The 25,928-nt window shown below is 71.3% G+C and carries 26 protein-coding genes and 1 riboswitch; of the genes, 14 read left to right on the top strand and 12 right to left on the bottom strand.

Annotation, left to right across the window (positions count from 1 at the left end):
* Positions 1-46 precede the first annotated feature (46 nt).
* The 4 genes from IE325_RS25860 to IE325_RS25845 are packed head-to-tail and all read left to right on the top strand — an operon-like array spanning position 47 to position 5,601.
* On the top strand, positions 47-1,576 hold the full coding sequence (locus IE325_RS25860; RefSeq protein WP_190072448.1) for a GMC family oxidoreductase: 1,530 nt from the start codon (positions 47-49) through the stop codon (positions 1,574-1,576).
* The gene (locus IE325_RS25855) at positions 1,576-2,691 is read left to right on the top strand and encodes a quaternary amine ABC transporter ATP-binding protein (protein WP_190072447.1); all 1,116 of its coding nucleotides are present in this window, start codon (positions 1,576-1,578) and stop codon (positions 2,689-2,691) included. The genes IE325_RS25860 and IE325_RS25855 overlap by 1 nt, the downstream gene beginning before the upstream one ends.
* Positions 2,691-4,640 (top strand): ABC transporter permease, encoded by a 1,950-nt coding sequence (locus IE325_RS25850; RefSeq protein ID WP_190072446.1) that lies wholly within the window; start codon positions 2,691-2,693, stop codon positions 4,638-4,640. The genes IE325_RS25855 and IE325_RS25850 overlap by 1 nt, the downstream gene beginning before the upstream one ends.
* Before the next feature lies 1 nt (position 4,641).
* Positions 4,642-5,601: an ABC transporter substrate-binding protein gene (locus tag IE325_RS25845; protein WP_190072445.1), complete on the top strand. Its 960-nt coding sequence runs from the start codon at positions 4,642-4,644 to the stop codon at positions 5,599-5,601.
* Between the two features lie 4 nt (positions 5,602-5,605).
* Here IE325_RS25845 and IE325_RS25840 read toward each other — a convergent pair whose 3' ends face one another.
* Genes IE325_RS25840 through IE325_RS25830 form a run of 3 tightly spaced genes read right to left on the bottom strand, consistent with a single transcriptional unit; the run spans position 5,606 to position 7,274 of the window.
* The gene (locus tag IE325_RS25840; RefSeq protein ID WP_190072444.1) at positions 5,606-6,322 is read right to left on the bottom strand and encodes an isocitrate lyase/PEP mutase family protein; all 717 of its coding nucleotides are present in this window, start codon (positions 6,320-6,322) and stop codon (positions 5,606-5,608) included.
* A complete protein-coding gene (locus IE325_RS25835; protein ID WP_190072443.1) occupies positions 6,319-6,765 on the bottom strand; it encodes a carboxymuconolactone decarboxylase family protein in 447 nt (148 codons plus the stop codon). Before IE325_RS25835 ends, IE325_RS25840 begins: the two co-directional genes overlap by 4 nt.
* Complete coding sequence (locus IE325_RS25830) at positions 6,762-7,274, bottom strand: carboxymuconolactone decarboxylase family protein (RefSeq protein ID WP_190072442.1); 513 nt, start codon at positions 7,272-7,274, stop codon at positions 6,762-6,764. Before IE325_RS25830 ends, IE325_RS25835 begins: the two co-directional genes overlap by 4 nt.
* Positions 7,275-7,321: 47 nt before the next feature.
* Between IE325_RS25830 and pdxR the strand changes: the two genes are divergently transcribed.
* Positions 7,322-8,710 carry a MocR-like pyridoxine biosynthesis transcription factor PdxR gene (gene pdxR, locus IE325_RS25825; protein WP_190072441.1) on the top strand — a complete coding sequence of 463 codons (1,389 nt, stop codon included), beginning with the start codon at positions 7,322-7,324 and terminating at the stop codon, positions 8,708-8,710.
* A gap of 140 nt (positions 8,711-8,850) precedes the next feature.
* Here the strand turns inward: pdxR and IE325_RS25820 are convergent, their stop codons facing one another.
* The gene (locus IE325_RS25820) at positions 8,851-9,681 is read right to left on the bottom strand and encodes a hypothetical protein (protein ID WP_190072604.1); all 831 of its coding nucleotides are present in this window, start codon (positions 9,679-9,681) and stop codon (positions 8,851-8,853) included.
* Positions 9,682-9,828: 147 nt separating this feature from the next.
* Here IE325_RS25820 and IE325_RS25815 point away from each other — a divergent pair, with 147 nt between their 5' ends.
* Both IE325_RS25815 and IE325_RS25810 read left to right on the top strand, forming a co-directional pair.
* The gene (locus tag IE325_RS25815; RefSeq protein ID WP_190072440.1) at positions 9,829-10,203 is read left to right on the top strand and encodes a hypothetical protein; all 375 of its coding nucleotides are present in this window, start codon (positions 9,829-9,831) and stop codon (positions 10,201-10,203) included.
* A gap of 15 nt (positions 10,204-10,218) precedes the next feature.
* Entirely contained in the window at positions 10,219-11,403 is a 1,185-nt protein-coding gene (locus tag IE325_RS25810) for a glutathionylspermidine synthase family protein (RefSeq protein WP_190072439.1), read from the top strand.
* A 63-nt stretch (positions 11,404-11,466) separates the two neighbouring features.
* Here the strand turns inward: IE325_RS25810 and rocD are convergent, their stop codons facing one another.
* Positions 11,467-12,714, bottom strand: coding sequence for an ornithine--oxo-acid transaminase (gene rocD / locus IE325_RS25805; RefSeq protein ID WP_190072438.1), 1,248 nt, complete (start codon positions 12,712-12,714; stop codon positions 11,467-11,469).
* Positions 12,715-12,876: 162 nt separating this feature from the next.
* Positions 12,877-12,973, top strand: a riboswitch (ZMP/ZTP riboswitch).
* Positions 12,974-13,004: 31 nt separating this feature from the next.
* Here rocD and IE325_RS25800 point away from each other — a divergent pair.
* Positions 13,005-14,453, top strand: coding sequence for a glycine hydroxymethyltransferase (locus IE325_RS25800; protein ID WP_190072437.1), 1,449 nt, complete (start codon positions 13,005-13,007; stop codon positions 14,451-14,453).
* A 24-nt stretch (positions 14,454-14,477) separates the two neighbouring features.
* Here the strand turns inward: IE325_RS25800 and IE325_RS25795 are convergent, their stop codons facing one another.
* The 4 genes from IE325_RS25795 to IE325_RS25780 form a co-directional block, all read right to left on the bottom strand.
* Positions 14,478-15,218 carry a hypothetical protein gene (locus IE325_RS25795; protein WP_229912023.1) on the bottom strand — a complete coding sequence of 247 codons (741 nt, stop codon included), beginning with the start codon at positions 15,216-15,218 and terminating at the stop codon, positions 14,478-14,480.
* Positions 15,215-15,961, bottom strand: a complete 747-nt coding sequence (locus IE325_RS25790) for a hypothetical protein (RefSeq protein WP_229912021.1) — start codon at positions 15,959-15,961, stop codon at positions 15,215-15,217. The genes IE325_RS25795 and IE325_RS25790 overlap by 4 nt, the downstream gene beginning before the upstream one ends.
* 121 nt (positions 15,962-16,082) lie before the next feature.
* Entirely contained in the window at positions 16,083-17,108 is a 1,026-nt protein-coding gene (locus IE325_RS25785) for a hypothetical protein (protein ID WP_373315213.1), read from the bottom strand.
* On the bottom strand, positions 17,095-17,697 hold the full coding sequence (locus IE325_RS25780) for an RNA polymerase sigma factor (protein WP_190072436.1): 603 nt from the start codon (positions 17,695-17,697) through the stop codon (positions 17,095-17,097). Before IE325_RS25780 ends, IE325_RS25785 begins: the two co-directional genes overlap by 14 nt.
* Before the next feature lie 89 nt (positions 17,698-17,786).
* Here IE325_RS25780 and trpS point away from each other — a divergent pair, with 89 nt between their 5' ends.
* Both trpS and IE325_RS25770 read left to right on the top strand, forming a co-directional pair.
* Entirely contained in the window at positions 17,787-18,800 is a 1,014-nt protein-coding gene (trpS, locus tag IE325_RS25775) for a tryptophan--tRNA ligase (RefSeq protein WP_190072435.1), read from the top strand.
* Positions 18,801-18,925: 125 nt separating this feature from the next.
* The gene (locus IE325_RS25770; protein WP_190072434.1) at positions 18,926-19,510 is read left to right on the top strand and encodes a 2'-5' RNA ligase family protein; all 585 of its coding nucleotides are present in this window, start codon (positions 18,926-18,928) and stop codon (positions 19,508-19,510) included.
* 28 nt (positions 19,511-19,538) lie between these two features.
* Here the strand turns inward: IE325_RS25770 and dprE2 are convergent, their stop codons facing one another.
* Together dprE2 and dprE1 are read right to left on the bottom strand one after the other, a co-directional pair.
* Positions 19,539-20,294 (bottom strand): decaprenylphospho-beta-D-erythro-pentofuranosid-2-ulose 2-reductase, encoded by a 756-nt coding sequence (dprE2, locus tag IE325_RS25765; protein WP_190072433.1) that lies wholly within the window; start codon positions 20,292-20,294, stop codon positions 19,539-19,541.
* Positions 20,295-20,322: 28 nt separating this feature from the next.
* Positions 20,323-21,678, bottom strand: a complete 1,356-nt coding sequence (dprE1, locus tag IE325_RS25760) for a decaprenylphosphoryl-beta-D-ribose oxidase (RefSeq protein WP_190072432.1) — start codon at positions 21,676-21,678, stop codon at positions 20,323-20,325.
* Positions 21,679-21,811: 133 nt separating this feature from the next.
* Between dprE1 and IE325_RS25755 the strand changes: the two genes are divergently transcribed.
* From IE325_RS25755 to IE325_RS25740, 4 genes are read left to right on the top strand one after another with little or no spacing between them, the layout of a single operon-like run.
* Positions 21,812-22,348 carry a phosphatase PAP2 family protein gene (locus tag IE325_RS25755; protein WP_190072431.1) on the top strand — a complete coding sequence of 179 codons (537 nt, stop codon included), beginning with the start codon at positions 21,812-21,814 and terminating at the stop codon, positions 22,346-22,348.
* Positions 22,341-23,333: a decaprenyl-phosphate phosphoribosyltransferase gene (locus IE325_RS25750; RefSeq protein WP_190072430.1), complete on the top strand. Its 993-nt coding sequence runs from the start codon at positions 22,341-22,343 to the stop codon at positions 23,331-23,333. Before IE325_RS25755 ends, IE325_RS25750 begins: the two co-directional genes overlap by 8 nt.
* The gene (locus IE325_RS25745) at positions 23,327-23,782 is read left to right on the top strand and encodes a GtrA family protein (RefSeq protein ID WP_229912018.1); all 456 of its coding nucleotides are present in this window, start codon (positions 23,327-23,329) and stop codon (positions 23,780-23,782) included. The genes IE325_RS25750 and IE325_RS25745 overlap by 7 nt, the downstream gene beginning before the upstream one ends.
* Positions 23,770-24,687 carry a YihY/virulence factor BrkB family protein gene (locus tag IE325_RS25740; RefSeq protein ID WP_190072428.1) on the top strand — a complete coding sequence of 306 codons (918 nt, stop codon included), beginning with the start codon at positions 23,770-23,772 and terminating at the stop codon, positions 24,685-24,687. Before IE325_RS25745 ends, IE325_RS25740 begins: the two co-directional genes overlap by 13 nt.
* On the opposite strand, the gene IE325_RS25735 is transcribed toward IE325_RS25740, so the two are convergent.
* Positions 24,635-25,921: a D-alanyl-D-alanine carboxypeptidase family protein gene (locus tag IE325_RS25735; RefSeq protein WP_350895611.1), complete on the bottom strand. Its 1,287-nt coding sequence runs from the start codon at positions 25,919-25,921 to the stop codon at positions 24,635-24,637. The two genes, IE325_RS25740 and IE325_RS25735, sit on opposite strands and share 53 nt — an antisense overlap.
* Positions 25,922-25,928 lie beyond the last annotated feature (7 nt).

Here is a 25,928-nt window from a genome sequence, read left to right as displayed (position 1 = left end):
GCTCCCCAGCCCCTCTCTCGCAAGACTTTCCCTGGAGTACCTCCCCATGTCCCAGAACCCCCCTGTCTACGACTACGTCGTCATCGGCGGCGGCACCGCGGGCTCCGTCATCGCCTCCCGGCTGACGGAGAACCCCGACACCACGGTCGCCGTCATCGAGGGCGGCCCCAGCGACGTCGGACGCGACGACGTCCTCACCCTGCGCCGCTGGATGGGCCTGCTCGGCGGCGAGCTGGACTACGACTACCCGACCACCGAACAGCCCCGCGGCAACTCCCACATCCGGCACAGCCGCGCCCGGGTCCTCGGCGGGTGTTCGAGCCACAACACGCTCATCGCCTTCAAGCCGCTGCCGTCCGACTGGGACGAGTGGGAGGACGCGGGCGCCAAGGGCTGGGGCCCGGTGCCGATGGAGGCGTATTACGCACGCCTGAAGAACAACATCGTCCCGGTCGACGAGAAGGACCGGAACGCCATCGCCCGCGACTTCGTCGACGCCGCGCAGGAGGCGCTCGACGTCCCGCGCGTCGACGGCTTCAACAAGCAGCCCTTCACCGAGGGCGTCGGCTTCTTCGACCTCGCCTACCACCCCGAGAACAACAAGCGCTCCTCGGCGTCGGTGGCGTATCTGCACCCCGTGATGGACGAGCGCGAGAACCTCACGATCCTGCTGGAGACCTGGGCGTACCGGCTGGAGCTGAACGGCACCCGCGCCGAGGGCGTGCACGTGCGCACCAAGGACGGCGAGGAGATCCTGATCCGCGCCCGGCGCGAGGTCGTCCTGTGCGCGGGCGCCGTCGACTCGCCCCGCCTGCTGATGCACTCCGGCGTCGGTCCCAAGGCCGACCTGGAGGCCCTCGGCATCCCGGTCGTGCACGATCTGCCGGGCGTCGGCGAGAACCTCCTCGACCACCCCGAGTCGGTGATCGTCTGGGAGACCGACGGCCCGATCCCCGACAACTCCGCGATGGACTCGGACGCCGGTCTCTTCGTGCGCCGGGACCCCGAACACCAGGGCCCGGACCTGATGTTCCACTTCTACCAGATCCCCTTCACGGACAATCCGGAGCGACTGGGCTACGAACGCCCGGAGTTCGGCGTCTCCATGACCCCGAACATCCCCAAGCCGAAGAGCCGCGGCCGGCTGTACCTGACCAGCGCCGACCCGTCCGTGAAGCCGGCGCTGGACTTCCGCTACTTCACCGACGAGGACGACTACGACGGCCGCACCCTCGTCGACGGCATCCGCATCGCCCGCGAGATCGCCAAGGCCGAACCGCTCGCGGGCTGGCTCAAGCGCGAGGTGTGCCCCGGCCCCGAAGTCACCGGTGACGAGGAGCTCGGCGAGTACGCGCGCAAGGTCGCGCACACCGTGTACCACCCGGCGGGCACCTGCCGTATGGGTGCCGCCGACGACGAACTGGCCGTGGTGGACCCGCAGCTGCGGATCCGCGGCCTGCAAGGAATTCGCATCGCCGACGCCTCCGTCTTCCCGACGATGACCGCCGTGAACCCGATGATCGGGGTGCTCATGGTCGGTGAGAAGGCCGTCGACCTTATTGGAGGTGAGGCGTGATGAGCACGACGACCAGCACCGCGACCCCTGAGACCCGCAAGCCGCCGACCGAGAACCCGGTCTTCTCCGTCGAGAACCTGTGGAAGGTCTTCGGCCCCAAGGCGCACACCGTCCCCGCCGACCCGGACCTGGCCGCCCTCGACCCCGCCGGGCTGCGTGAGCGCACCGGCTGCACGGCCGCCGTCCGCGACGTCTCCTTCGACGTCCGCAAGGGCGAGGTCTTCGTGGTGATGGGCCTGTCCGGCTCGGGCAAGTCCACCCTGGTCCGCTGTCTGACCCGCCTCATCGAGCCGACCGCCGGCACCATCGCCATCGACGGCGAGGACGTCCGCGCCATGGACAAGACCCGGCTGCGCGAACTGCGCCGGCACCGCGCCGCGATGGTCTTCCAGCACTTCGGCCTGCTCCCGCACCGCACGGTCCTCGACAACGTGGCGTACGGCCTGGAGATCCAGGGCGTCGGCAAGGCGGAGCGCCGTGAGCGGGCCGCCGAAGTGGTGGCCAAGGTCGGCCTGGAGGGCATGGAGCACCGCAGGCCGGGCCAGCTCTCCGGCGGCCAGCGCCAGCGCGTCGGCCTGGCCCGCGCCCTGGCGGTGGACCCGGAGGTCCTCCTCTTCGACGAGCCGTTCAGCGCGCTCGACCCGCTGATCCGGCGGGACATGCAGGAGGAGGTCGTGCGCCTGCACCACGAGGAGGGCCGCACGATGGTCTTCATCACCCATGACCTCAGCGAGGCGCTGAAGCTCGGCGACCGTATCGCCCTGATGCGCGACGGCGCCGTCGTCCAGCTCGGCACCCCCGAGGAGATCGTCGGCTCCCCGGCCGACGACTACGTCCGCGAGTTCGTCCGCGACGTCCCCCGCGAACAGGTCCTCACCGTCCGTACGGCCATGCGCACCGCGTCGGCCGACGAGGCGGGCAGCGGGCCGGCGCTGGCGCCGGAGGCGACCGTCTCCGAGGCCATCGAGGCGGTGGCGCGCAGTGGTGCCCCGGCCCGGGTCATGGAGAACGGACGCTGCCTGGGCGTGGTCGACCACGAGCGGCTCATCGGCGTCGTGGCGGGGACGGAGCGGCCCGTCGCAGCGGGGACGGAGCAGGCCAAGGAGGTCGTGTGATGGCCACCGTCACCGCTGCCGCCCCGCGCACGGTCGTGCCCGGCTTCCTCAAACGCCCGGGCGCGCGCAAGCTCCTTGCGCTCGCCCTGTTCGCCGCGATCCTCGTCCCCCTGGCCGACGCCCACTGGGCCAGCGGCACCTGGCCGGGCGCCCTCACCGTCGACGTCTCCGAGCCGCTGACCAAGGTCAGCGACTGGATCATCGACAACCGCGACAGCCACCCGCTGTTCCTGTACTTCTTCGGGCACATCAGCAACGCGGTCGTGCTCTGCGTACGCGCCGTGTACCTGGTGCTGCTCGCGGCCGGATGGGCGGGCGTCACCGCCGCCGCGTCCCTGGTCGCCTGGCGCGTCGCGGGCTGGAGACTGGCCGCCGGTACCGGCGTCGCGTTCCTCGCCTGCGGGCTCCTCGGCATGTGGGTGCCGACGATGCAGACCCTCGCGCTCATGGTCGTGGCGGTGCTCGCCTCGGTCGTCGTCGGCGCCCTGCTGGGTCTCGCCGCCGGCCTGTCCGACCGTATGGACCGGATACTGCGCCCCGTACTCGACACCATGCAGGTGCTCCCGGCCTTCGCCTACCTGCTGCCCGTCGTGCTGGTCTTCGGCATCGGCGTGCCCGCGGCCGTCCTCGCCACCGTCGTCTACGCCGCCCCGCCGATGGCCCGCCTCACCGCCCTCGGACTGCGCGGCGCCGACAAGGAGGTGCTGGAGGCCGTCGAGTCGCTCGGCACCACGGCACGGCAGCGCCTGCTGACCGCCCGTATCCCGCTGGCCCGCAAGGAACTCCTCCTCGGCCTCAACCAGACGATCATGATGGCGCTGTCCATGGCCGTGATCGCGTCGGTCATCGGCGCCGGCGGCCTCGGTGACCGCGTCTACCAGGCGCTCGCCTCGGTCGACGTCGGCGCGGCCCTCGCGGCCGGCATCCCGATCGTGCTGCTCGCCGTCGTACTGGACCGGGTGACCGGCGCGGCGGGGGAGAAGCTCGGCGAGGAACCGCAGCCGAACAACCGGACGCTGTGGCTGTACGCCCTCGGCGGCACCGTCGCCGTGGCCGTCGCCGGACGTCTCGCGGGCCGCCTCGACTGGCCCGACGCCTGGACCGTGAACTTCGCCGAGCCGGTCAACCGCGGCGTCGACTGGATGACCGACCACCTCTACTCCGGCGTCCCCGTCGTGGGCGGCACCGCCGACTGGGCGGGCCACTTCACCACCTGGGTCCTCGACCCCCTGCGCGACGGCCTGCAGTGGCTGCCCTGGTGGTCGGTGCTGCTGATCGTGGCCACCCTGGCGTGGCTGATCGGCACCTGGCGCACGGCCCTGACCGCCGTACTGGCGATGGCGGCGATCGGCGTACTCGGTGTCTGGAAGCCGTCCCTCGACACCCTCTCCCAGGTCCTGGCGGCCGTCGCCGTCACCCTGGTCCTGGGCTTCGCGACGGGCATCGCCGCCGCGCGCAGCGACCGCGTCGAACGCCTGCTCCGCCCCGTCCTGGACGTCTTCCAGACGATGCCGCAGTTCGTGTACCTCATCCCGGTCGTGGCGCTGTTCGGCGTCGGCCGTGCCCCGGCCGCCGCGGCAGCCGTGGTCTACGCCCTGCCCGCCGTCGTCCGCATCACCACCCAGGGCCTGCGCCAGGTCGACCCGGCGGCCCTGGAGTCGTCCCGCTCGCTCGGCGCGACCCCCTTCCAGCAGCTGCGGCAGGTCCAACTCCCGCTCGCCCGCCCGGCGTTGCTGCTCGCCGTCAACCAGGGCGTCGTCCTGGTCCTCGCCGTCGTCATCATCGGCGGCCTGGTCGGCGGTGGCGCGCTCGGCTACGACGTCGTCGCCGGCCTCGCGCGCGGCGACCTGGCCACCGGTCTGGTCGCGGGTGCCGCGATCGTCTGCCTCGGCCTGATGCTGGACCGGGTGACGCAGCCGACGGAACGCCGTACGAAGAAGGGAGCGTGACATGCGTATCCGCACCACCACCGCTGTAGTGGCCGGCGTGTCCTCCCTGGCCCTGCTGACCGGCTGCGGCGCGGCCGACATGACCAAGCAGTCCTCGCCGTTCGCCAACGCGCAGGGCGCCAAGACCGTGACGCTCTCCATCCAGTCCTGGGTCGGCGCCCAGGCCAACGTCGCCGTCGCCCAGTACCTCCTGGAGCACGAGCTCGGCTACCGCGTCGACACCGTCCAGGTCGACGAGATCCCCGCCTGGGACGCGCTCAGCCAGGGCCGGGTCGACGCGATCATGGAGGACTGGGGCCACCCCGACCAGGAGCAGCGCTACGTCAAGGACAAGAAGACGATCGTGGCGGGCGGCGACCTCGGGGTCACCGGGCACATCGGCTGGTACGTCCCGACGTACTTCGCCAAGGCCCACCCCGACGTCACCGACTGGAAGAACCTCAACAAGTACGCCGACCAGCTCCGCACCGCGGAGAGCGGCGGCAAGGGCCAGCTGATGGACGGCTCGCCGTCCTACGTCACCAACGACAAGGCGCTGGTGACCAATCTGGACCTGGACTACCAGGTGGTGTTCGCCGGTTCGGAGGCCGCGCAGATCACGCAGATCAAACAGTTCGCCAAGGAGAAGAAGCCCTTCCTGACGTACTGGTACGAGCCGCAGTGGCTGTTCAAGAAGGTCCCCATGACCGAGGTGAAACTGCCCGCCTACAAGGAGGGCTGCGACGCGGACCCCGAAAAGGTCGCCTGCGCCTACCCCCACACCCCCCTCCAGAAGTACCTCAACGCCGACTTCGCACGCAGCGGCGGCGAGGCGGCCTCCCTGCTGAAGAACTTCAAGTGGACGACCGAGGACCAGAACGAGGTCTCCCTGATGATCGCCGAACAGCGGATGGCGCCGGAGGAGGCCGCGAAGAAGTGGGCCGACAGCCACGAGTCGACGTGGAAGGCGTGGCTGTCGTGACCCCTTAGTTCAGGTGGGCGGCGATCTCCCGCAGCGCCTCGGTGGCCCTGCGCTGGAGTCCCGGCCCGAACGTGATCCGGGTGGCCCCGAGCCCGCCGAGCGCGGTGGGCGAGGGGTCCCCGGTGACGGTGCCGTGCATGTTGATCGGACCTTGGATGCCGGACCGCAGCAGGGGCAGTACGTCGACGGGGGCGCCGATCGGGTACACACAGTCGGCGCCCGCGGCGACGTACAGCGCGGCCCGCTCGATGGCCCGTCCGGGGTCGGGGACGCCGCGGACGAACGTGTCGACGCGGGCGTTGACGAAGAGCTGGTCCCCGGCCGCGTACCGCACCTCGGCGAGCCAGTCGGCGTGACGGCGCGGATCCGTGAGCACCCCGGCCTCGGAGTCCTCCAGGTTGCAGCCCACGGCCCCCGTCTCCAGGAGCCGCTCGACGAGTTCCTTCGGCGCCAGCCCGTAGCCGCCCTCGATGTCCGCCGACACCGGCACGTCCACGGCACGCGCGATCCGTGCCACCGCCGCGAACATCTCGTCGGCCGGCGTCCGCCCGTCCTCGTACCCCAGCGCCGCGGCCACCCCAGCGCTGGGCGTGGCGAGCGCCGGGAACCCGGCTTCCTCCAGCACCCGCGCACTGGCCGCGTCCCAAGGACCGGGGAGGACGAGGGGATCGTCGGGGGAAGGCCTCCGGTGCAGGGTCCGGAATGTCTGGATCTTGCTCATGGTGTGTAACCCCCCGGCGGGATCCGGCGGCCGACCATCACCCGGTTCCAGTTGTTGATGGCGACGATCAGCCCGATGAGATGGGCGAGTCGCGTCGCGTCGAAGTGCGCGGCGGCACGGTCGTACACGTCGTCGGGCACGAACCCGTCCGTGAGTACGGTGACGGCCTCGGTCAGCGCGAGCGCGGCCCGCTCCCGCTCGTCGAAGACCTCCTCGGCCTCCTCCCAGGCGGCCAGCAGATCGAGCCGACGTTCGTCCACCCCGTGGCCGCGGGCGATGCCGAGATGCATGTCGAGGCAGAACGCGCAGTGGTTGAGCTGCGAGGCCCGGATCACCACCAGCTCGGCGAGCGCCGGATCGCCGAGCCCCTTCTTCGCGGCGGCGCTGACCGCCGACATGGCCCGCGCGACGGCCGGGTCGAGCAGCCGGGTCCGCACGGTCACAGATGCCGCCCCGGCTGGTAGTGCCCCGGCGTCCGCCGACACGTCACCCCGAACCTGTTCCACGCGTTGATCACGCTGATCGCGGCGATCAGCTGCGCCAGCTCGGCCTCCTCGAACTGCCCGGCGGCCCGCTCGTACACCTCGTCCGGCACGAAACCGTCGGTCAGCACGGTCACCGCGTCCGTCAGCTCCAGCGCCGCCAGCTCCCTCTCGGTGTAGAAATGCCGCGACTCCTCCCACGCGCTCAGCTGCACGATCCGCTCCACGCTCTCCCCCGCCGCGAGCGCGTCCTTGGTGTGCATGTCGAGGCAGAACGCGCAGTGGTTGAGCTGCGAGGCCCGTATCCTCACCAGCTCACGCAACGCCGGATCGAGCCCTCGCCCGGCCGCCGCGTCGAGCCGGACCATGGCCTTGAAGACATCGGGGGCGAGGGCGGCCCAGTCCAGGCGCGGGGTCGGTTCGGTCGCGTAGGTCACGGTCGTCGCCGTGCTCTCTTCGGTGGTCGTCATGAGCTCGACCCTAGAAGCGAAGCAGCCCAGGGGTATGGTCCACTCCCATGGCAAAACCCTGGGCCACTTTCGCCGTCGACCTCCATCTCGAACCGGCCGGACCGGGCCTGCGCCGGGGCCTGACCGACGCCCTGCGCGAGGCGGTGCGCACCGGACGCCTCGCCCCCGGCACCCGACTGCCGTCCTCCCGCTCCCTCGCCGCCGACCTGGGCATCGCCCGCAACACGGTCGCCGAGGCCTACGCCGAACTCGTCGCCGAGGGCTGGCTCACCGCCCGCCAGGGCTCCGGCACCCGGGTCGCCGACCGCATGGTGACCCCGCCGAAGGGCCGAGCCCCCACCCCGCCCCTGGAGCGCCCCCGCCCCGTCCACGACCTGGTCCCCGGCACCCCCGACCTCGCCGCCTTCCCCCGCGCGGAGTGGCTCAAGGCGGCCCGCCGCGCCTTCCTCGCCGCCCCGAACCAGGCCCTCGGCTACGGCGACCCGCGCGGCCACGCCGCCCTGCGCACCGCCCTCGCCGGCTACCTCGCCCGCGCCCGGGGCGTGCGCGCCGACCCCGAGCGCGTGGTGGTGTGCGCGGGCTTCGTACACGGCCTTCAACTCCTGGCCAGGGTGCTGCGGGCGCGCGGCACACGCACGGTGGCGGTGGAGTCGTACGGCCTGAGACCGCACTGGCACCAACTGACGGCGGCGGGCCTGACCACCGAGCCCCTCCCCTTCGACGAACTGGGCACGAACCCCGCGGAGTTGACCACCCAGGGAGCCGTCCTCCTCACCCCCGCCCACCAGTTCCCCATGGGCGTGCCCCTGCACCGCGACCGCCGGGCCACGGTGGTGGACTGGGCCCGCCGCACCGGGGGACTGGTCCTGGAGGACGACTACGACGGCGAGTTCCGCTACGACCGCCAGCCCGTCGGCGCGCTCCAGGGCCTGGACCCCGACAACGTCGTCCACCTCGGCACCGCCAGCAAGTCCCTCGCCCCCGGCCTGCGCCTGGCCTGGATGGTCCTCCCCCCGACGCTGGTCGACGAGGTCACGGAGGCCAAGGGCGGCTCCGACACCTGCAGCGTCCTGGACCAGCTGACCCTGGCGGAATTCCTCTCCTCCGGCGCCTACGACCGCCACGTCCGCGCCGCCCGCCTGCGCTACCGGCGCCGCCGGGACGCCCTGGTCCACGCCGTGTCCACCCACGCCCCCCACCTCCAGGTCACCGGCATCGCCGCAGGCCTCCACGCGGTCCTACGCCTCCCACCCGACACGGAACACTCAGTACTCCACGCAGCGACCTGGCAGGGCCTGGCCCTGCACGGCCTCACCTCCTACCGCCACGAGAAGGCGACGACGGATCCACTGGACGCCCTGGTCGTGGGGTACGGGACACCGGCGGACCATGCTTGGGCGGGGGCGTTGGAGGCGCTTTGCAGGGTGTTGCCGTGAGGGGGCCTTTCAGCCCGTCCGGCGTTTGAGGACAAGGCCCGTTCAGGGCCGGCAGCGGGAGTCCGGGGGCGCAGCCCCCGGGGACGGGACGGGTAGGGGCGGCGGGGGCGACCTCCCCCCACCTCAGCCACGACGAACCCTCACCCACCCTCCCCACCCGGCGCCTCCCCGAACCGAGCCAACGCCAACGCCCCCGCCACCGAAACCACAAACCCCAGCACCGCCAACCACGCCAACCCCTCCCGCGTACGGTCCCCCAACCACACCACCCCCACCACCGCAGGCCCCACCGTCTCCCCGATCACCATCGCCGCGGTGGCCACCGTCACCGACCCCCGCTGCAACGCCGAAGTCAACGCCAGAAACGCCGCCCCACCCCCCACCAGCAACGCATACGTCGCCGGATTCCCCAACAACGACGTCACACCCACCGAATCGATCAGCCGAACCGCCACCTCCACCACCCCGAACCCCAACCCCGCGGCCAGCCCGAGCATCAGCCCCCGCCCCCGCTCCGGCAACCGCCCACCCGCCAGCCCCACCCCCAGCACAACCACCGCCACCCCGAGCATCGAGAACTTCAACGCGTCCGACCCCCCGGTGTCCCCCTCCGTCCCCGCCGAGACCCCGAGCATCGCCAACCCGGCGCACACCACCCCCACCGCGCCCCACTCCCGCCGCCGCAACCGCACCCCCAGCAGCCGCGCCGCGACCACCGCGGTCACCGCGAGACTGGACGCCAACGCCGCTCCCACGGCGTAGATGGGAATCGACCGCAGGGCGAGCACCTGGAACACGAACCCCAGCCCGTCCAGCCCCAGTCCGGCGAGATACCGCCACTGCCGCAACGCCCGCAGCAGCACCCCCGCCTCACCACCCCGTCCCCCCTGCGCACCCGCCGCCCGCGCGGCCATCGCCTGCAACACGGTCGCCGCACCGAAACAGACCGCCGCACCCAGCGCACACAACATCCCAAACAACACAAAGCGACTGTAGGTGAGCGGAGGGACACCGGCCCCGCCGACAACCGCACTCACACCGATCTCTAGGCTGGGCGCCTGACGAACCACGGACAATCAGCTCACCGGAACCACCAGTTTCAACGGGGGAGACACAGAATGGCGGCGCCCGAAACCCGACGCAGGCTGCGCTCGAGCACGGTCGTGCTCGGCGGCATGGGAGTCATCGCCGCCGCCCTGACCTCGTGCAGCTCCGACCCCGACCGCCGCTGCGTCGACCGCGACAGCTACACCTACGAGGGCTACAAGATCATCGCGGACAAGAACTGCAAGTCCGGCAGCAGCACCGGCTCCTCGTACGGCGGCTCCTCCTACGGCAAGGGCGGCAAGAAGAAGACCAGCGGCTCCGACGCCGCCTGGTACTACGACGCCGACACCGACGACGGCCGCGCCGACTACGGCACCTTCACCCGCAGCGAGGCCGTCGACCGGGGCGGCTTCGGCTGCTCGGGCTCCGGCAGCAGCGGCGGCTGAACGGGACCGTAGGACATGGAGCGCCACACGATCGACCCCCGCCCCGGCTGGCAGCAGACCGTCGAGGAGCAGGGGCTCATCTACCCCCTCACCCGCTATCCCGACGACTCCCTGCGCCCCTACTGGGACGAGAGCGCGTACTACGCCTTCTCGCTCCCGGAGGTCGAGGCCCTGGAGGAGGTCGTCGAGGAACTCCACGCCATGTGTCTGACGGCGGCCGAGCACATCGTCACCGCCGACCGCTTCGCCGACCTCGGCATCACCGACCCGCGCATCGCGAAGGCCGTCGCCGAGGCGTGGCACCGCCGCGCCGAACTCCCCTCCGTCTACGGCCGCTTCGACCTGCGCTACGACGGCACCGGCCCTGCCAAGCTCCTCGAATACAACGCCGACACCCCCACCTCCCTCGTCGAGGCCGCCTCCCCCCAGTGGTTCTGGATGGAGGAACGCTTCCCGGGCGCCGACCAGTGGAACTCCCTCCACGAACGCCTCGTCGCCGCCTGGAAGAAGCAGTCCGCCCTGCTCCCGCCCGGCAGTCCCCTCTACTTCGCCTACTCCTCGGCCGACGAACTCGGCGAGGACCTCATGACCGTCGCCTACCTTCAGGAGACGGCCGACCAGGCGGGCCTGGACACCGCCTGGATCTCCATGGAGGAGATCGGCTGGGACCGCCTCTCCGGCCGCTTCGTCGACACCCAACTCCGCTTCATCCGCAGCTGCTTCAAGCTCTACCCCTGGGAGTGGCTGACCACCGACCGCTTCGCCGACCACGTCCTGGCCACCCTCGACAACGGCGGCGGCACGGGAACGACCCTGTGGATCGAACCCGCCTGGAAGATGCTCCTCAGCAACAAGGCCCTCCTCGCCATCCTCTGGGAGCTCTACCCGGACCACCCGAACCTCCTCCCCGTCCACCTCGACGGCCCACGGGAACTCGCGGACACGACCGGCTATGTCGCCAAGCCCCTGCTGGGCCGCGAGGGCGCGGGCGTGACCGTCCACGAGAAGGGCACCGCCGCCGTCGTACGCGACGAGCCCTGCTGCTACCAGCAGCTGGCCCCCCTCCCCACGTTCGACGGCAACCACGTCGTCCTCGGCGCATGGGTCGTCGAGGACGAGTCGGCGGGCCTCGGCATCCGAGAGTCGTCCGGCCTGATCACCGACGAGTACGCACGCTTCGTACCGCACGTGATCCTTTAACGGCTGTACGGCTGTACGGCTGTACGGCTGTACGGCGAAGGGGAGTCGGCGAGCCCTGTCGGCTCACACCCCGAGCACACCCCGCAACTGGGCGAGCCCCCAGTCCAGATCCTCCTTCCCGATCACCAGGGGCGGCGCCATACGGATCGTCGCCCTGGAGACGCCGCCCGAGCCCCTGAGGCTGTGGGGGAGGGTGTCCTTCACCAGCACACCCCGGTCCATCAACTGCTCGGCCACCTCCCGCCCTGTGCCGTACGCCCGCGCGATGTCGACCCCGGCCCACAGCCCACGCCCCCGCACCTCCGTCACCCGCCCGGTCCCGGCCAACTGCCCCAGCTCCCGGTGCAGATGCTCGCCCAGCTGCGCCGCCCGCTCCTGGAACTCGCCCGTCCGCAGCATCGCCATCACCTCCAGCGCCACCGCACACGCCAGCGGATTCCCCCCGAACGTCGACCCGTGCTCCCCGGGCCGGAACACCCCGAGCACCTCGGCCGACGACACCACCGCCGACACCGGCACGATCCCGCCCCCGAGCGACTTGCCCAGGATGTACATGTCCGGCACCACACCCTCGTGCTCGCACGCGAAGGTGCGCCCCGTACGGCCGAGCCCCGACTGGATCTCGTCCGCCACGAACAGCACGTCCCGCTCCCGCGTCAGCTCCCGCACCGCCGGCAGATAGCCCGCCGGAGGAACGAGCACCCCCGCCTCGCCCTGGATCGGCTCCAGCAGCACGGCCACCGTGTTCTCCGTCAACGCCTCCCGCATCGCCGTCAGATCCCCGTACGGCACGATCGCGAAGCCCGGTGTGTACGGCCCGAAGTCCGCCCGCGCCTCCGGGTCGGTGGAGAAACTGATGACCGTCGTCGTACGGCCGTGGAAGTTGTTGCCGGCCACCACGATCTTCGCCATCTCCGCCGGGACGCCCTTGACCCGGTACCCCCACTTCCGGGCCGTCTTCACGGCCGTCTCCACCGCCTCCGTCCCCGTGTTCATCGGCAGCACCATCTCCATCCCGCACAGCTCCGCCAGCTGCGCGCAGAACGCCGCGAACCGGTCGTGATGAAACGCCCGTGACGTCAGCGTCACCCGCTCCAGCTGCGCCTTCGCCGCCGCCAGGAGCCGCCGGTTGCCGTGCCCGAAATTGAGCGCCGAATACCCGGCCAGCAGATCCAGATACCGCCGCCCCTCCACGTCCGTCATCCAGGCCCCGTCCGCCGTCGCCACCACGACCGGCAACGGGTGATAGTTGTGCGCGCTGTGCGCGTCGATCGCGGCGATCAGGGATTTGTTGGTGCTCGACGTACTCACGGGGCTCTCCGTTTCCGCCACCGCGAGGGCTCGTGTCCGGGCGGTCACGAGGCTCACGGCCACTGTCCATTTCCTGCCTCACGCGTGCGGTACCGCCTCCTCCTATCGTGGCTCGCATGGTGGACGCACGGCCATGGCGGGCCGACCTGCCCGGTAGGCTGATCGACGGGCCGTGACTGGCGCGCTGGGATGGACGAACCATCGGGGAGCGGCCCCTGGACCGAGTCCAGACCGAGTGCCGTGCGCCTGGGCCGTACCGTGATCGCTGCACACGACGTCCGGAGGTCCCCATGTCAGCCGAGCCCCTCTCCACCGAGTCCACCGCCTTCCGTTCCGCCCTCGACGTGATCCGCGCCGTCGAGCCGCGCGTGGCCGATGCCATCGGCCAGGAGGTCGCCGACCAGCGCGAGATGCTCAAACTGATCGCCTCCGAGAACTACGCCTCCCCGGCCACCCTCCTCGCGATGGGCAACTGGTTCAGCGACAAGTACGCCGAGGGCACCATCGGCCGCCGCTTCTACGCCGGCTGCCGCAATGTCGACACCGTCGAGTCCCTCGCCGCCGAGCACGCCCGCGAGCTCTTCGGCGCCCGCCACGCCTACGTCCAGCCCCACTCCGGCATCGACGCCAACCTCGTCGCCTTCTGGGCCGTCCTCGCCCAGCGCGTCGAGGCCCCCGCCCTGGAGAAGGCCGGTGTCCGCCAGGTCAACGACCTCTCCGAGGCCGACTGGGCCGAGCTGCGCCGCGCCTTCGGCAACCAGCGCATGCTCGGCATGTCCCTGGACGCCGGCGGCCACCTCACCCACGGCTTCCGCCCGAACATCTCCGGCAAGATGTTCGACCAGCGCTCCTACGGCACCGACCCCACCACGGGCCTCATCGACTACGAGGCGCTGCGCGCCTCCGCCCGCGAGTTCAAGCCGCTGATCATCGTCGCCGGCTACTCCGCCTACCCCCGTCTCGTGAACTTCCGGATCATGCGCGAGATCGCCGACGAGGTCGGCGCCACGCTCATGGTCGACATGGCCCACTTCGCGGGTCTCGTCGCCGGCAAGGTCCTCACCGGCGACTTCGACCCGGTCCCGCACGCCCAGATCGTCACCACCACCACCCATAAGTCGCTGCGCGGCCCGCGCGGCGGCATGGTCCTGTGCGACGACTCCCTCAAGGACCAGGTCGACCGCGGCTGCCCGATGGTCCTCGGCGGCCCGCTCCCGCACGTCATGGCCGCCAAGGCCGTCGCCCTGGCCGAGGCCCGGCAGCCCTCCTTCCAGGACTACGCCCAGCGCATCGTCGACAACTCCCGCGCGCTGGCCGAGGGCCTGATGCGCCGGGGCGCGACCCTGGTGACCGGCGGTACCGACAACCACCTCAACCTGATCGACGTCGCCTCCTCCTACGGCCTCACCGGCCGCCAGGCCGAGGCCGCGCTCCTCGACTCCGGCATCGTCACCAACCGCAACGCCATCCCCGCCGACCCCAACGGCGCCTGGTACACCTCCGGCATCCGCATCGGCACCCCCGCCCTGACCACCCGTGGCCTGGGCACCGCCGAGATGGACGAGGTCGCCGCCCTCATGGACCGCGTCCTCACCACCACCGAGCCCGGCACGACCAAGTCGGGGGCCCCGTCCAAGGCCGCTCACGTCCTCGACCCGAAGGTCGCCGACGAGATCTCCCACCGCGCCACCGACCTCGTCGCCGGCTTCCCGCTGTACCCGGAGATCGACCTGGGCTGACGCCCACCACGATCGCCAAGGGCCTCACCGGTCCAGATCGATCAACTCCTGTCGTGGCTCCTCCCGCGGCGGTCCGGCTTCCGGCCGGGCCGCCGCGCGGCGTATCCACAGCGTCCCGCCCACCCCGGCCGCGACCCCGACGGCCAGCCCCGCCAACGCCCACCCGGCATCACCCGGCACCGAGCCGGACCAGGCGCCCCCGGCTGCCCTGTTCCCGGCGCCCTCGGTGAGCTGATCCTCCGCATCACCGAGCAGCCCAGCCTGGTCCAGCCGCTCGAAGACCGCGCGCGGGGCCCGATGCCAGCGGATGTCGTCGTCCACCACGTCCGGCGCCAGATCCGAACGCACCCAGGGTGTGCCGTCCTCGGCCACGAAGAGCTGGTCCTGCCGCTGGACGGCCACATCCCCTCCCGGCGCCCGATGTGTCTGTGGCCAGCCGCCGACTCCCGTCAGTCCCCAGATCACGGTGATCCGTATCGGCGGATGGCGCCCCTCGACCCAGTCCTCCGGCACCCGCTGCGTCCCCACGTACATCGGCTCCAGCAGCTGCCAGAGCCCGGCGAAGGCCGTCTCGCCGGAGCGCAGTGTCCTCGTCTGCCCCGTGCCGCCCGCGATGACCATCGCCACGTCGGGGACGTCCCGCTGCTGCGCCGGGACGGCCGCGGCCGTCGTGGCCGAGCCCCACAGAGCCAGCGTCGCCGAGATCACGACCGCCACCGACGCGAGCAGGGTGAGCCGCAGTCGTCCACCCAGGTCAGCCGTCATACGTCCCGCAGCTCCTGCCTCGGTCCCGGCTCGCCCCGCAGACGGTCAATCGGCAGTCGCGCGGCGAAGGGGCGCAGCACCAGTGCGAGCACCGCTCCGGCCGCCGCGCCGGGCAGCGCCCACCACCAGTCGGTGCCGTCATCCGACCCTGACCCCGGCCGGGCCGGGGATGCCTCCTGCGCATCGTCGTCCGATCCGGCCACCTCGTCCGAGGGCGGGAAGATCGCCGCATGCCCCTCGGACGATGCCTTGCCCATCAGGCCCAGCTTCGTGAGCAGAGCGCGCAGACGGGTGGGGTGCTCGCTGCGGTGCCAGGTGCCGTTCGTCGTGCTGTCCAGGTGCGCCGCCGTGTGTATCCAGACGTCCTTCCCGTCGTCCATCGGGTAGACCTGGTCCAGGCGCCACGGCGACACGTCATGGACCATCCAAGTGACATTGATCTGCCGGGCCGCGGTCAGGCCGGCCTCGGGCGGCTTGGTGCGGGTGCCGCTGCCCGGTGTGCCGAGCAGCCGATCCAGCTCGCCGTACTCCTTGTCGGAGTAGTACAGCGAAGCTGTCTCCGTGCTCTCCGGGGAGACCAGGAGCACGCTCGTCGGGCCGCCGGCCGACGCGGGTGCTGCCGCGCCCCACAGCAACAGGGCCAGCGCCGCCGTCAACGCCCCGGTCAGCGCCGTGAGTTCACGACACCGGCCCCTCCAACCGCGCCGCCCGTCTCCCCAGCGGCCGATCTCATGTCCGCACATCCGAACCCCCAACCCGAACGATCCCCGTGCGGCCCGTCCCCGAGCCGCTTGTCACTTCTGGTACACCGCTCGACCCACCTGGGTTCCCATCCCGATCCCACGAATTTCCGGTCTCTGCCGACTACCGCGACAGCGCCCCGGAAGCCCCCTCGACCGACCGCGCGACATCCATCGCCCGCTCCTTGGACGCCACCCCTTCCAAACGCAGCGTGACGGTCTCGCCCTGCTCCGTTCTGTGCGTCCACAGCAGCGTGGGACCGGCTGTCCGCTCCTCGCGGGTGTAGCGGTCTCCGTTCCCGTCCACCAGCCAGAACGTCAGCAGGTGGGGTCGGGCGAACCACAGGGCCGGGTCGGAGGTGGCGCCGCCCGCCGCGTCGGGGCCCGGCGAGATCCACTCCGGTGGTTCGCGCACCGTCTTGGCGAAGCCGATGTCGAGGCTCGCCCGGCGCTCGTCCAGCCGTATCGTGCGCCCGTCCTCGCGCCAGCACAGGCTGACCACGGACCGTCCCTGTGGCTCACCCGTCACCGCCACGGTGTCCGGTGCACCGAGCTCCCGCGGGACCAGTGGTTCGAAGCGGGCCCGGCGCTCGGCCTGGGCGAGCGACATCGAGTGGCCGCAGCCGGGGACCTCGGCACCCGGTGACGGCACCGCCGACGGGTCGTACCGCACCTCGACCCCGGCGAAGTCGAACCAGTCGAAGACCGCCGCCCGCACCGGGGGCGTGAGCACGAGCACCGTCAACAGGCCGCACAGCGCAGCCGTCAGCGAACGCCACCGGACCCGTGTCCAGCGCCGCACCGCCCGTAGTCGCTCGGCCGCACCCGGCGGCTCGGCCACCGGTACGGGCACCTGCTCGGCGAGAAGCCGGCCCAGCACCCGCTCGACCATCGTCTCGGCGCCGTCCGCCGCGTGCGCCGCATCCGGCGTGTCGAGGGAGCGCCCGAGCGCCCGCAGCTCCTCGGCCAGCCCTGCCGGATCGCCACGTCGCCCCTGATCACCGGCGCGTCCGCCGCCGACGCGCCCACCTTGCCGATCGGTGCCTTCGCCGCCCCCGGCGCGCTCACGCCCGTACGCCTGCGGTCCGTCGCTCTCGTACGCCCCCCGGCCGTCATCGTCGTAGGGCTGGTGTCCGTCACTCACGCTCATCACCCCCTTCCCGAGGCTCGAAGTCCGGCAGCAGTCGGCCCAGCTTCCGCAGGGCGCGGTTCAGCCGGGATTTCACCGTGCCCCGGGGCCAGCCCAGGGCCTGGGCCGTCTCGGACTCGTCCATTTCCAGGAGATAGCGGTAGGTGACGACCAGGCGGTGCTCCTCGCTCAGCTTCTCCAGGGCGGCCTGGAGCGCGGCACGGCGCTCTATCTCCAGCGCGGCCACCGCCGGGTCCGCCGATTCCGGTATCAGCGGCTCGGCCTCCACGAACGCCGCCTCGCGCCCGGCGAGGGTGCGCTGGCGGGCCGCCGTACGCACTGTGTTCCTCGTCTCATTGGTCACGATCGCCAGCAGCCATGGCTTGAACGCCGAGCCGTCCTTGAACCGGCCCAGCGAGCAGTACGCCTTGACGAAGGCCTGCTGCACCACGTCCTCCGCGTCCGCACCCGCCCCGAGCGCGGTGGCCGCCCTGAGTGCGATGCCCGTATGGGCCCGCACCAGCTGCGCATACGCCTCCGGCTCCCCGGCGCGTACGCGTGCGATCACCGCGGCCTCATCGACGATGCGGCCCCCCTCCCGCGTTCTCACACTCTTGTTACACCGCGGAAGACGGATCGGTTCCCATCTGTTTCCCACCAGTTCCGGACCGGACCCCGAGACCTGAGAGAATGGTGAGCATGGCCTCTGACCGACCCCGCGTGCTCTCCGGAATCCAGCCCACCGCAGGCTCGTTCCACCTCGGCAACTACCTCGGCGCCGTCCGCCAGTGGGTGGCTCTGCAGGAGACCCACGACGCGTTCTACATGGTCGTCGACCTGCACGCGATCACGATCCCGCAGGACCCGGCCGAGCTGCGCGCCAACACCCGGCTCGCCGCCGCCCAGCTCCTCGCCGCCGGTCTCGACCCCGAGCGCTGCACGCTCTTCGTCCAGAGCCATGTCCCCGAGCACGCCCAGCTCGCCTGGATCATGAACTGCCTCACCGGCTTCGGCGAGGCCTCCCGCATGACCCAGTTCAAGGACAAGTCCGCCAAGCAGGGTGCCGACCGGGCCTCCGTCGGCCTGTTCACGTACCCGATCCTCCAGGTCGCGGACATCCTGCTGTACCAGGCCAACGAGGTCCCGGTCGGCGAGGACCAGCGCCAGCACATCGAGCTCACCCGCGACCTCGCCGAGCGCTTCAACGGCCGTTTCGGCCAGACCTTCACCGTCCCGAAGCCGTACATCCTCAAGGAGACGGCGAAGATCTACGACCTTCAGGACCCGTCGATCAAGATGAGCAAGTCGGCGTCCACGCCGAAGGGCCTCATCAACCTCCTCGACGAGCCCAAGGCCACGGCCAAGAAGGTCAAGAGCGCGGTCACCGACACCGACACCGTCATCCGCTACGACGCCGCGGAGAAGCCGGGCGTCAGCAACCTGCTCACCATCTACTCGACCCTCACGGGGACGGGAATCGCGGAACTGGAGCAGAAGTACGACGGCAAGGGCTACGGTGCGCTCAAGACGGACCTCGCCGAGGTCATGGTCGAGTTCGTGACGCCGTTCCGGGAGCGCACCCAGCAGTATCTGGACGATCCGGAGACGTTGGACTCGATCCTGGCCAAGGGCGCGGAGAAGGCGCGCGCGGTCGCGGCGGAAACGCTCTCCCAGGCGTACGACAAGGTGGGCTTCCTGCCCGCCAAGCACTGAGCCCGTACAGCGCTGCATATCACTACGGTTGCGCCTGCCCGCAGCCCGGCCGTAGCCGTACAGTCGATAGCCGAGTGGCTGCCACGGCGGCCACTCATGCTCACCAACAGACGACAGGAGACGACGTGGGGACCGTAACGATCGGCGTGTCGATCGCGGTCCCGGAGCCTCACGGCAGCCTGCTCCAGGAGCGGCGCGCGGGCTTCGGCGACGCCGCGGCTCACGGCATCCCCACGCATGTCACGCTGCTGCCGCCGACCGAGGTCGACTCCTCGCTGCTGCCCGCGATCGAGGCGCATCTCGTGGAGGTCGCGGCCGCCGGGCGGCCCTTCCCGATGCGGCTGTCCGGCACGGGCACCTTCCGGCCGCTGTCGCCGGTCGTCTTCGTGCAGGTCGTCGAGGGTGCCGAGGCGTGCACCTGGTTGCAGAAGCAGGTGCGGGACGCCTCGGGGCCCGTCGCTCGTGAGCTGCAGTTCCCGTACCACCCGCATGTCACGGTCGCCCATGGCATCGACGAGGAGTCGATGGACCGTGCCTTCGAGGAGCTCGCCGATTATGAGGCGGGCTGGCCCTGCACCGGGTTCGCTCTGTATGAGCAGGGCGCGGACGGGGTGTGGCGCAGGTTGCGGGACTTCGCGTTCGGGGGATCGGTGGTGCCGCCGCAGGGCGGTCATGTGGAGCGTTGGGGCGCGGCCACAGAAGTGCCGTAGGGCGCTGCCCGCGGTCCCTGGACCGTCCTTAGACCGGCAGGCGTCGGAACACACTCCTCGGTACGTGGCGCAGGGCTGACATCACCAGCCTGAGCCTGCCCGGGACCCACACCGTCTCCGAGCGGCGGCGCAGGCCGAGCTCGATCGCCGTCGCCACTGCCTCCGGGGTGGTCGCCAGCGGAGCCTCTTCCAGGTCGGTGGTCATTTTGGAGCGTACGAATCCGGGGCGTACGACCATGACGTGGACGCCGGTGCCGTGCAGGGCGTCGCCGAGGCCCTGGGTGAAGGTGTCGAGGCCGGCCTTGCTGGAGCCGTAGATGAAGTTGGCGCGGCGGGCCCGCTCGCCGGCGACCGAGGAGAGGACCACCAGGGAGCCATGGCCCTGGGACTGGAGTGCGCCGGCGCCGACCAGGGCGGCGGACACGGCGCCCGTGTAGTTGGTCTGCGCGACCCGTACCGCGTTCAGGGGCTCGCGCTCGTCGCGCGCCTGGTCGCCGAGGATGCCGAAGGCGAGCAGCACCATGTCGATGTCGCCCTCCGCGAAGACCTTGCCGAGCACCGTCTCGTGGGACTCGGGGTCGAGCGCGTCGAAGGCCACCGTACGTACGTCGGCCCCCAGGGCGCGCAGGTCGGCCGCCGACTGCTCCAGGGCGGGCGACGGGCGGCCCGCCAGCCAGACCGTGCGGGTGCGGCGCGCGATCAGGCGGCGTGCGGTGGCCAGCGCGATCTCGGACGTACCGCCGAGGACGAGCAGGGACTGGGGGATGCCGAAGGCGTCCTTCACGACAGCTCCTAGAGACGTGGCTGGTGGGTCAGAGGGAGAGACGGCGGGCCAGGTCCGACACGAACACCCCGCGCGGGTCGACCTCCGCGCGCAGGGCGCGGAACTCCTCCAGACGCGGGTACATCGCGGCGAGCAGTTCGGGCCGCAGCCGGGAGTCCTTGGCGAGGTAGACGCGTCCGCCCGCGGTGGCCACGTCCTCGTCGAGCGCGTCCAGGAAGGCACCGAGACCGGGCAGGGCGGCGGGGATGTCCAGGGCCAGCGTCCAGCCGGGCACGGGGAAGGACAGCCAGCCCGGGTCGGCGTCACCGAAGCGCTTGAGGACCGCCAGGAAGGACGGGCAGCGGTGCTCGGAGACGCGCCGCACGATCCGGCGCAGGGTCTCCTCCTGGCCGTGTCCGACGACGAACTGGTACTGCACGAAGCCGCCCCGGCCGTAGATCCGGTTCCAGTGCGGCACGCCGTCCAGCGGGTGGAAGAAGGCGGCGAGCCGCTGGAGTTCGCCGGTACGCGCGCGTGGGGCCTTGCGGTACCAGAGCTCGTTGAACAGGGCCACGCCACGGCGGTTCAGGAGCCTTTCCGGGAGGAAGGAGGGCGGGGCGGGCAGGCGGGAGGGGTGGAAGGCGAACGGGTCCCTACGCGCGCGTGTGCCCTCGCGCAGCGCCTCCAGTGGTGTGTGGTCGCCTCGGGTGAGTACGGCCCGCCCGGTCGCCGTGCCGCGCGCAAGCAGGTCGATCCACGCGACCGAGTAGCGGTAGTGGTCGTCCGTGGCGGTCAGGCGGGCCATGAGGTCGTCCAGGTCCCGCGCGCGCTCCGTGTCGACCGTCATCAGCGAGGTCTCCACCGGCTGGAGCTGGAGCGTCGCGGTGAGGATCACTCCGGTCAGGCCCATGCCGCCGGTGGTCGCGTCGAACAGGGGCGTGTCACGGCCCACGGTGTGGATCTCACCGTCGGCGGTGAGGAGTTCGAGCGACAGCACATGGCGGGAGAACGAGCCCGACACATGGTGGTTCTTGCCGTGGATGTCGGCGCCGATCGCGCCGCCGACCGTCACCTGGCGGGTGCCGGGTGTGACCGGTACGAACCAGCCGAGCGGGAGCAGCACCTCGATCAGCCGGTGCAGGGAGACGCCCGCGTCGCACAGCACGATGCCGTTGTCGGCGTCGATCGCGTGCACACGGTCCAGGCCCGTCATGTCCAGCACCGTGCCGCCGGCGTTCTGCGCCGCGTCCCCGTAGGCCCGCCCCAGGCCCCTCGGGATGCTCCCGCGGGTCCCGCAGCCCCGGACGGCCGTCACGGCTTCCTCGTACGTCCTGGGGCGGATCAGACGGGCGTTGGTGGGGGCGGTGCGGCCCCATCCCGAGACGGAGACGGTGTCGGCAGACATGTCGGCGACCGTAGCGCCCCTGTGCGGGCGATCAGTTATGAAACATCACCGCTCTCCCCGAAATGGGTGATTAATGGGATGTCGCCCAATATTGTCGTAGTTCTGGCTGTGTCGGCGTGAACAGTGAGTCCACATGGACCACCTCGACGACATGGACCATCGACGGCTCAGGGGCGCGGATCGTCGCATCCTCTCGGTGGTGCACGCGCGTGGCCGTGATCCACGCGTCGCCACCGCCGCGCGCGCCCTGTCCCGGGCGGGCGAGCACGGTGCGCTGTGGCTGGCGGCGGGCCTCGCCGGGGCCGCCGTGGACGGTGCGCGACGAGGTGCCTGGTTGCGCGGCACGGCGCTCACGGCGGGTGCGCACCTCGCCAGCATGGGTGTGAAGAGGGTGGTGCGCCGCCCGCGCCCGGCGCATGTCGAGCCCCTGGTGTGCACCCTCGGCCGGCACTCCTTCCCCAGCTCCCACGCGGCCTCCGCGGCGGCCGCCGCCGTCGCCTACGGCGCGCTCGGCGCGTACGCGATCACGCCGCTCGCCACCGCGATGTGCCTGTCCCGTCTGGTCGTCGGGGTGCACTACCCCTCGGACGTGGCGGCGGGCGCGGCGCTCGGGGCGCTCACCGCGCGCGTCGGGACGGGCTGGATGCGAGAAGGGGGCGCCCATGCCTGAGGCCGCGCCCCTCACCAGCGCCGCGCGCACCAGGGAAGCGGCGCTCCACGGGCAGCGCACGCCCCCGCGAGCTCCCGCACCACTGCCCCGCAAGCGCGGTCTCCGCGCGCTGCTGCGAGGCATCGTCACGACCGCGCGTCCCAAGCAGTGGGTCAAGAACATCCTGGTCATCGCCGCCCCGGCCGCCGCCGGACGGCTCTTCTCGATCCACGCCCTGCTCCAACTCGCCCTCGTCTTCGCGCTGTTCACCGCCTGCGCCGCCGCCGTCTATCTCATCAACGACGCCCGCGACGTCGAGGCGGACCGGGCCCACCCGACCAAGCGGCACCGACCGGTCGCCGCCGGGCAGGTCCCCGTGCCCGTCGCGTACGGCGTCGGAGGCGTCCTGGCCGTCCTCGCGCCGGTCGTCGCGGCCTGGCTCACCTCACCCCTCGTCGCGGCCCTGCTCACGGCGTACATCGGCATGCAACTGGCGTACTGCGTCTGCCTCAAGCACGTCCTGGTCGTCGACCTCGCCGTCGTCACCACGGGATTCCTGATGCGGGCCATGGCCGGCGGGCTCGCGCTCGGCATCCCGCTCTCGCGCTGGTTCCTGATCACGACCGGGTTCGGGGCGCTGTTCATGGTCTCGGCCAAGCGCTACTCCGAGGCCGTGCAGATGGCGGGGAAAGCGGGCGCCACGCGCGCGTTGCTCACCGAGTACACGACCGGCTATCTGCGCTTCGTCTGGCAGCTGGCGGCCGGGGTCGCCGTCCTCGGCTACTGCCTGTGGGCACTGGAGGAGGGCAGCGCTCCGCACACCGGCCTGCTGCCCTGGCGCCAACTCTCCGTGGTCGCCTTCATCCTCGCGATCCTGCGCTACGCCGTCTTCGCCGACCGCGGCACGGCGGGCGAGCCGGAGGACGTCGTACTGCGCGACCGCGCGCTCGCCGTCATCGGGATGGTGTGGCTGGCGATGTACGGGTTGGCGGTGGCCAATTGGTAGCCACACGGAGCGACCCCGCCACCCCGAGACCCACCCCCCAAGAACTCCTCGCCTTCGCCACCGTCGGCCTCCTCGCCTACGCCGTCGACCTCGCCCTGTTCACCTGGCTGCGCGGCCCCGCCGCACTCGGCCCCCTCACCGCCAAGGCCCTCTCCTTCGCCGCCGGCTGCACGGTCGCCTACGCCGGCAACGCCCTCGGGACCTACCGCCGCACCCGGCCGAGCGGCCTGCGCCCGTACGCCGTGTTCCTCGTCGTCAACGTCGTCGGAGCCGTCGTACAGCTGCTCTGCCTCGCCGTGAGCCACTACGGCCTCGGGTTCACCTCGCAGCGCGCGGACACCATCTCCGGGGCCGGAATCGGTATGGCGCTGGCTACCGTCCTGCGGTTTTGGGGCACTCGGACATTGGTCTTCCGTGTGGAGGGCAGAGTCGGATCATGGACTGGCTGAAAAAAATCCCCGTCGTCGGGTCCGCGGTGGCCTGGCTGATGACCACGCACGCGTGGCGGTCGTACGAGCGCATGGACCGCGTGAAGTGGACACGGCTGGCCGCAGCGATGACGTTCACCAGTTTCATCGCGCTGTTCCCGCTGCTCACCCTGGCCGCTGCGATCGCCGCCGCGACGCTCAGCAAGGAGCAGCAGAACAAGCTGGAGGACAAGATCGCCGACCAGGTGCCCGGCATCGCCGATGAGCTGAACATCGGCACCCTGGTCCAGAACGCCGGCACCGTGGGTCTCATCGCCGGCGCCCTCCTGCTGTTCACCGGCATCGGCTGGGTGACCTCCATGCGCGAGTGCCTGCGGGCCGTGTGGGAGCTGCCCGACCCGGAGGAGAACCCGGTCCTGCGCAAGGCCAAGGACGCCGGTGTCCTGGTCGGCTTCGGCGGCGCCGTCCTGGTGACGCTCGCCGCCTCCACGGTCGCCTCCGCCCTGGTCGGCTGGATCACCCGGCAGATGGGCATCGACGAGGGCGGCTGGGGCGGGATCCTGCTCCAGATCGCCGCGTTCCTCGTGGCCGTGTTCGCCGACTTCCTGCTGCTGCTCTACGTCCTGACCCTGCTGCCCGGCGTCGAACCGCCCCGGCGCCGGCTGATGGAGGCCGCGCTGATCGGCGCGATCGGGTTCGAACTGCTGAAGCTGCTGCTCAGCGGCTATATGCAGGGCGTGGCCACGAAGAGCATGTACGGCGCGTTCGGGGTGCCCGTCGCCCTGCTGCTGTGGATCAACTTCACCGCGAAGCTGGTGGTGTTCTGCGCCGCCTGGACGGCGACGCAGAGCAAGGAGGACACCGTCGAGCCCGTCAGGAACGGCCCCGACGCCGCACCAGGTCCGGCAGCGGCCAGCGGCGGTTGATCAGGAACGCGCCCGCCGCCAGCAGCACCAGCACCCCGCCCGTGATCCCGATCGCCACCCCGACGCCGCTCGAACCACCCGCGGCCGCGGCACCCACGGCCGCCTTGGAGGACTTCCCGGAGTCCCCGGCGCCCCCGGCCTCCCCGGAGTCGTTCGCACCCGGCTGGGAGCTGGCCTGCGCCGCGCTCCTCGGCGGCACCAGCTCACCCACCGGCTGCACCTTGCCGGCCGCCTGGAAGCCCCAGTCGAAGAGCCGAGCGGTCTCCTTGTAGACCTCGTTGTGCTCGCTCTTCTCCGGATTCATGACCGTGACGAGCAGCACCTTGCCGTTCCGCTCGGCCACTCCGGTGAAGGTGGCTCCGGCGTTCGTGGTGTTGCCGTTCTTGACGCCCGCGATGCCCTGGTAGACGGGGATGTCGCTGTCACCGGCCAGCAGCCGGTTGGTGTTCTGGATCTCGAAGGAGTCGCGGACCGACTTGCCCTTCTTGTTCTTCGCCGTCGCACCCGGGAATTTCGCCGTCACGGTCGAGCAGTACTCGCGGAAGTCCTTCTTCTGCAGCCCCGAACGGGCGATCAGCGTCAGGTCGTACGCCGACGACACCTGGTGCGGAGCGTCGTAGCCGTCCGGCGACACCACGTTCGTGTCGAGGGCCTGGAGCTCCTCGGCGTGCTCGTTCATCTCCTTGACCGTGTTGTCGATGCCGTCGTTCATCTTCGACAGCACATGCACGGCGTCGTTGCCGGAGCGAAGGAAGACCCCCAGCCACAGGTCGTGGACCGAGTAGGTCTCGCCCTCCTTTATCCCGACCAGGCTGGAGCCGGACCCGACGTCCGCCAGGTCGGACGGCACGACCTTGTGCTTCGTGCTCTTCGGGAACTTCGGCAGCACGGTGTCGGCGAACAGCATCTTCATGGTGCTCGCGGGCGGTAGCCGCCAGTGCGCGTTGTGCGCGGCGAGCACATCGCCGGACTCGGCGTCGGCGACGATCCAGGAACGGGCGGTCAGATCCTTGGGCAGCACCGGGACGCCGCTCGCGAGGTTCGCCTGGGTGCCGGCCTGCCCCAGCCGCTCGCCGCCCACGGTCGACATGTTCGCCGGGGGAGTGGCCGACGGGCTCGTGCTCGGTGTCGGCTTGGGGGCCGCGTGGGAGACGGGCACGGTCAGCGCGAGGGACGACACGACGGCGGAAGCGACCAGCAGGGCTCGCCTGGAGGTCTTCTTGGGTGCGGGCACGACGGAG

The sequence above is a fragment of the Streptomyces lanatus genome, from assembly GCF_014655715.1.
Taxonomy (GTDB): Bacteria; Actinomycetota; Actinomycetes; order Streptomycetales; family Streptomycetaceae; genus Streptomyces; species Streptomyces lanatus.
Note: the sequence above shows the minus strand (reverse complement) of the source record. Positions and strands in the feature narration are given on the sequence as shown.